Genomic DNA, 4,986 nt, shown 5'->3' with positions numbered 1-4,986 from the left:
GCCGCTGTACGTGCCGGTGCTGATCTTTGGCGCGGGCGCCGTGTCGGCCACGCATGCCGGCCTGGGTGCGGGGCCGCAGCTTTCGCTGCTGGGCGCCGGCCTGTGCCTGGCGATCCTGCTTTGCCCCTGGAGCGCGTCGGCGGCGCTGCGCGTGGCGCTGGACTGAGGTTACCGATGCACAATCCCTCCACCTTCGACTCCCCCCGCGCCGCGCCCGCGCGATCCACCTGGATGCGCTACGCGTCCCCGGCGCTGTTCTACCCGCTGGCCGGGCGCATGATTCCATTTTTTTCCGTGGGCGCCGCGCTGCTGGCGGCCGCGGGACTGTACACGGGACTGGTGGTGGCGCCGGTGGACAGCCAGCAGGGCGAGGTCTATCGCATTCTGTTCATCCACGTGGCCGCGGCTTGGATGTCGATGTTTCTGTACCTGGTGATGGCGGGCTATGCGGCGCTGGGTCTCATCTTCAACACCCGCCTGTCGTTCATGATGATGCGCGCGCTGGCCCCTACGGGCGCGATCTTCACGTTTCTGACGCTGTGGACGGGCGCGCTGTGGGGCAAGCCGACATGGGGCACGTGGTGGGTCTGGGACGCGCGGCTCACGTCCGAGCTGATCCTGCTGTTCCTGTACCTGGGCNNGGCGCGATCCTGCTGCTGGCGGGCGTGGTCAATGTGCCGATCATCTATTTCTCGGTGCAGTGGTGGAGCACGCTGCATCAGGGCGCTTCGATCAACCTGACTACCGCCCCGAGCATGGCGCGCATCATGGTGACCGCGATGCTGCTGATGGTGGCGGCGTTCTGGCTGTACAGCGCAGCGGTCGCGCTGGCGCGCGTACGCGGAATCATCGCAGAGCGCGAGCCGGGCGCCATTCAGAAAATCGCCGGACAGATGGGCGGCGGACAGCCGGGCGCGTCGGCAAGCGGCACCCGGACGGAGGCGCCATGAGCTGGGACACCCTCTTTTCGCTACAAGGCCATGGGCCGTACATCCTGGGCGCCTACGGCGTCACCTTCGCGTTGATGGCGTGGGAAGTGCTGGCGCTGTGGCGGCGCGCGCGCCGAAGCGGCCAACGGCAGGAGGGTGTTGCCAGCACCGCCCGTAATGCAGGCAGGACGCAACGATGAGCCCGCGCAAACGCCGCGCGTTCGCCATTGTGGGCGGCCTTGCCCTGCTGGGCCTGGCCACCGCGTTGGTGCTCAACGCCCTGCAATCGAATCTGGTGTTCTTCTTCAGCCCGACGCAGGTCATCGCGCGCGAGGCGCCCGCCAGCGGCAGCTTTCGCGTCGGGGGCCTGGTCGAACAAGGCTCGTTGCAACGGGAGGCTGACGGTCTGACGCTGCGCTTTGCCGTGACGGACACCGCCCACGCCGTGCCCGTTACCTACCAGGGCTTGCTGCCCGACCTGTTCCGCGAGGGCAGGGGCGTGGTGGTGGCCGGCAAGCTGGGCGCGGACGGTGTGTTCCGCGCGACAGAGGTGCTGGCCAAGCACGACGAAAACTACATGCCGCCCGAAGCCGCCGACGCGATCAAGAAGGCGGAGCAACGAGCCGCCGCCACCCTGCAGGCAGAAGCGCAATGATCCCGGAAATCGGCCTCTTCGCCCTCATCCTTGCGCTGCTGGTGGCGCTGGCGCAGGGCGTCCTGCCGCTCATCGGCGCAGCCACTGGCTGGCAGGCGGGACTGCGCGTGGCGCGGCCTGCGGCCATCGGGCAGTTCGGCCTGACGACACTCGCCTTCGCCTGCCTGGCGTGGGCCTTCGTGCACAACGACTTTTCGGTCCTGTACGTGGCCGCGAATTCCCACGCCGACCTGCCGGCCGGCTACCGTTTCGCGGCGGTCTGGGGCGGGCATGAGGGGTCGCTGCTGCTGTGGCAGCTCCTGCTGACAGCCTGGACGCTGGCCGTGGCGCTGTGCAGCAAGCGGCTGCCCTTGGCTTTTGTGGGCCGCGTGCTGGCGGTGATGGGCTGGATCAGCGTCGGCCTGTTGCTGTTCATGCTGTTCCTGTCCAATCCATTCGAGCGCCTGATTCCGGCCGCGATGGCCGGCCGCGACCTGAATCCGCTGTTGCAGGACCCCGGCATGATCGTGCATCCGCCCATGCTGTACATGGGTTACGTCGGCTTTTCGGTGGCGTTCGCGTTTGCCATCGCGGCGCTGCTGTCGGGCGAGCTGGACGCGATGTGGGCGCGCTGGGTGCGGCCGTGGACGCTGGCCGCGTGGACGTTCCTGACCATCGGCATCCTGCTGGGCAGCGCGTGGGCGTACTACGTGCTGGGCTGGGGCGGCTGGTGGTTCTGGGACCCGGTCGAAAACGCCTCCTTCATGCCGTGGCTGGCGGGCACCGCGATGATCCATTCGCTGATCGTCACCGAGCGGCGCGGCGCCTTCCGCAGTTGGACGGTGCTGCTGGCCATCTGCACGTTTTCGCTCAGCATCCTGGGCACGTTCCTGGTCCGCTCGGGCGTGCTCACCTCGGTCCACGCCTTTGCCGTGGACCCCGGGCGCGGCCTGTACATTCTTGCCTTCATGACGGTGATCGTGGGTGGTTCGCTTGCCCTGTACGCCTGGCGCGCGCCCACGGTCGGGCTGGGTGGCGGCTTTTCGCTGCTGTCGCGCGAATCGCTGCTGCTGTCCAACAACGTCGTGCTGACGGTCGCGGCGGGCTCGGTACTGCTGGGCACCTTGTATCCCGTCGTGCTGGACGTGCTCGAGTGGGGCAAGATCTCCATCGGCCCGCCCTACTTCGAAGCCGTGTTCGTGCCGCTGATGACGCCTGCGATTTTCCTGATGGGGGTGGGGCCCGTCGCCCGCTGGAAACAGGCAGAGCTTCCCGACCTGGGCAAACGCCTGCGCGTGGCCTTTGCGGTCAGCGTGCTGACGGCGGTGCTTGTGCCGCTGGCGATGCCCGGGTCGTCTCGCTTCGGATCGCCACTGATCGTGCTGGGGCTGTGGCTGGCCGCCTGGTCGGTCGCCAGCGCCGCCGCACACGCGTGGCAGCGCCTGACCGACGGCGACGGCGAGCTGCTACGGCGGCTGACCCGCCAGCCGCGCTCGTGGTACGGCATGCTGCTGGCGCATGCGGGTATCGGCGTCTTCATCGCCGGTGTCACGCTGGCCAACGGCTATGAGGTCAAACGCGAACTGCGCGTCGACGTGGGCACCACGCAGGAAGCCGGCGGCTACCAGTTCACATTTGCCGGCATCGGCCCGGCCACCGGCCCCAACTACACCGCGCAGCGCGCCGTGTTCCATGTGGTGCGGGATGGCAAACCCGTGGTGACGCTGTATCCCGAAAAGCGCCACTACACCGTGCAGGACATGGCGCTCAGTCAGGCTGACATCGACAGCGGCTTCACCCGCGACCTGTTTGTGGCGTTGGGCGAACCCGTGGCCGACAACGCCTGGACCGTGCGCATCCAGGTCAAGCCCTTCATGACGTGGATCTGGACCGGCTGCATCCTGATGGCGCTGGGCGGACTGCTGGCGGCGGGCGACGGACGTTACCGCCGCGCGCGCGAGGCGCAGGCGCGCAAGGACGCGCACGCTGCCCCACCCGAGACTGCGGGCGCGGCGCGGGAGGGCTATTGATGCTGCGCTATCTGCTGCCGCTCGCCGTGTTCCTGGCCATGGCCGTGTTCCTGGCGAAGGGGCTGTCGCGTGATCCGCGCGCGGTGCCGTCGGCCATGATCGACAAGCCCGCGCCCGCCATCGGCCTGCCGGATCTGCTGGAGCCCGGCAAGACACTGGACGTGGAATCGCAGCGGGGCAAGGTCTGGCTGCTGAATGTGTGGGCGTCGTGGTGCGGGCCGTGCAAGGATGAGCTGCCCGTACTGCGCGAGGCCGCGCAGCGCCATGGCATTGCGCTTTACGGGCTGAACTACAAGGACAAACCCGACGAGGCGCGGCAGTGGCTGGCGCGCAATGGCAATCCGTATCTGGCCTCCGCCAGCGACGTCGACGGACGCGTCGGCATCGAATACGGCGTGTATGGCGTGCCCGAGACGTTCGTGATCGACGGCGACGGCCGCATCCGGTACAAGCATTTGGGGCTGATCACGCCGGAGCTATGGCGTACCCGCTTGCAGCCGGTCATCGAGGCGCTGCAATGAGGGCCCGGCGTGTGCATCTCAGTCCGTTGACGTCGTGGCATCGGTTGCCCCGCAAGCTGGTATCGGTGGCCATGCAGGCCGTCCTGGTGACCGGCCTGCTGGTCACACTGCTGACCCCGGGGACGCTTCGCGCCGCGACGGCTGCCTCACCCGTGTTGTCCACCGAACAGGAACAGCGCGCCGACAAGCTCGCGCACGGCCTGCGCTGCCTCGTCTGCCAGAACCAGACCTTGGCCGAATCCAACGCGCCCCTCGCCCTCGACATGCGCAAGCTCATCCGCGGCCAACTTGCCGAAGGCAAGTCCGACACGGAAATCATGCGCTTCTTCGAAGACCGCTACGGCGACTTCGTGCGCTACGACCCGCCCTTCAAGCCGATTACCTGGCTGCTGTGGGTGGGCCCATTCGCGCTGCTGGCCGTGGGCTTCCTGGTGCTGGTGCGCACGCTCAAACGGCGCGCCGGCACGCGCGCGCCGCTGACTGCGGACGAACGCGCCCGCGCCGCCCGCTTCCTGGATTCCGGCTCATGACCACGCTCTGGCTCATCGTCCTGGCCCTGCTGCTGGCCACCCTGCTTTGCCTCGTGCCGCCGCTGCTGCGTCGCACGCCGGCCGCGGAAACCGCGTCGGACGCCAGCGTGCGCGCCTTCTACCTGGCGCAGCGGGAGCAACTGCGGCGCGATCTGGCTAATGGCGCGCTCAGCCCGCAAGCGCACGCCCGAGCCGACGAAGAGCTGCAACGCGATCTGCTGCAGGACCTGGCGATGCGCCGTGATCCCCGCGCGCGGCTGGGCGGACAGCGCGCCGGCATTGCCGCGGCGTGCGTGCTGACGGTGGCCGTCCCGGTGGCCGCCGTGCTGTTGTACGGGCAGT

General features: G+C 68.5%; 7 protein-coding genes and 1 pseudogene. All 8 read left to right on the top strand.

Annotated features, from left to right (window positions below; all coding sequences use genetic code 11):
- Positions 1-166, top strand: a 166-nt coding sequence (locus B3446_RS17375; RefSeq protein ID WP_349680049.1) for a heme exporter protein CcmB, incomplete at its 5' end; no start/stop codon positions are given.
- A gap of 8 nt (positions 167-174) precedes the next feature.
- Positions 175-950 (top strand): annotated as a pseudogene (gene ccsA / locus B3446_RS17370) (cytochrome c biogenesis protein CcsA).
- The gene (ccmD, locus tag B3446_RS17365; protein WP_291383714.1) at positions 947-1,129 is read left to right on the top strand and encodes a heme exporter protein CcmD; all 183 of its coding nucleotides are present in this window, start codon (positions 947-949) and stop codon (positions 1,127-1,129) included. Before ccsA ends, ccmD begins: the two are co-directional and overlap by 4 nt.
- The gene (gene ccmE, locus B3446_RS17360; protein WP_291383712.1) at positions 1,126-1,584 is read left to right on the top strand and encodes a cytochrome c maturation protein CcmE; all 459 of its coding nucleotides are present in this window, start codon (positions 1,126-1,128) and stop codon (positions 1,582-1,584) included. Before ccmD ends, ccmE begins: the two co-directional genes overlap by 4 nt.
- Positions 1,581-3,593: a heme lyase CcmF/NrfE family subunit gene (locus B3446_RS17355; RefSeq protein WP_291383710.1), complete on the top strand. Its 2,013-nt coding sequence runs from the start codon at positions 1,581-1,583 to the stop codon at positions 3,591-3,593. The genes ccmE and B3446_RS17355 overlap by 4 nt, the downstream gene beginning before the upstream one ends.
- Complete coding sequence (locus B3446_RS17350; RefSeq protein WP_175124117.1) at positions 3,593-4,114, top strand: DsbE family thiol:disulfide interchange protein; 522 nt, start codon at positions 3,593-3,595, stop codon at positions 4,112-4,114. Before B3446_RS17355 ends, B3446_RS17350 begins: the two co-directional genes overlap by 1 nt.
- Positions 4,111-4,644: a cytochrome c-type biogenesis protein gene (locus tag B3446_RS17345; protein WP_291383707.1), complete on the top strand. Its 534-nt coding sequence runs from the start codon at positions 4,111-4,113 to the stop codon at positions 4,642-4,644. Before B3446_RS17350 ends, B3446_RS17345 begins: the two co-directional genes overlap by 4 nt.
- Positions 4,641-4,986 (top strand): c-type cytochrome biogenesis protein CcmI (ccmI, locus tag B3446_RS17340; RefSeq protein WP_291383705.1); only part of this gene is annotated, 346 nt, incomplete at its 3' end. The genes B3446_RS17345 and ccmI, both read left to right, overlap by 4 nt.

Origin of the sequence: Achromobacter sp. UBA5777 (genome assembly GCF_002418565.1) — a bacterium.
GTDB classification, from domain to species: domain Bacteria; phylum Pseudomonadota; class Gammaproteobacteria; order Burkholderiales; family Burkholderiaceae_B; genus Achromobacter; species Achromobacter animicus.
This window is presented reverse-complemented; position numbering and strand designations above follow the sequence as displayed.